At 42.3% G+C, this 776-nt stretch carries 1 protein-coding gene; it reads left to right on the top strand.

Translation table 11 applies throughout. The annotated features are described in order from the left end of the window. Positions 1-122: 122 nt before the first annotated feature. Positions 123-776 (top strand): KamA family radical SAM protein (locus tag A3756_RS01960; RefSeq protein ID WP_197481104.1); only part of this gene is annotated, 654 nt, incomplete at its 3' end.

The raw sequence follows: 776 nt of genomic DNA, 5'->3' as shown, positions 1-776 counted from the left end.
CAATGAGTGGGCGACAAACTGTTTTCTATAGCTTTACTTCGCTATATACTGCGCGGTTTACCGGCCTCTTTACATCAAGGGCTGACTCTTTTTTAGGCTCGCAGACCAAAATTAAAGCGCACATGATACATCTATCAACTATTCCTGTCGAAAATAAAGCGCAATACGGTTCATGGCAGTCTCAACTTAGCCAGTGCAAAATAAGTACTGCAGACTTGCTGAACAAGCTAGGTCTGAACGATCATCCTTTAGTAGATGAAGAGGCTGAGCGTTTGTTTGAATTAAGAGTACCACCACGTTACTTGGCAAGTATTCGTTCAAACGACCCGAATGACCCACTTCTTCTACAAGTACTTCCTCAAAATAGAGAGTTCAAGCAAGTCGATGGTTTTAACGATAGCCCTCTGAACGAGGAAGAGTACTCTCCCGTCAAAGGCTTACTGCACAAGTACAATAATCGGGTATTACTCATGAGTAGTACTGTGTGCGCTATTAACTGTCGTTACTGCTTCCGCCGGAATTTTCCTTATGACGCGCATCGCCAATCAAAAAACGAATGGCGAAAGGTCTTCAACTACATTGAAGAACACAAAGAATTAGATGAGGTAATCCTGAGCGGTGGCGAACCCTTAATACACAATAACGACCACCTTGCCTGGCTAATAAACAATATTGCTGATATCAAGCATATCCAACGCATTCGTATTCATTCTCGAATGGTCGTCAGTATCCCGGAAAGAATCGACCAAGAACTATTAAAAATATTTTCTGATTGC

This window comes from Oleiphilus sp. HI0086 (assembly GCF_001635225.1).
The sequence above is the reverse complement of the archived record's forward strand: the minus strand, read 5'-3'. Positions and strand labels throughout refer to the sequence as shown.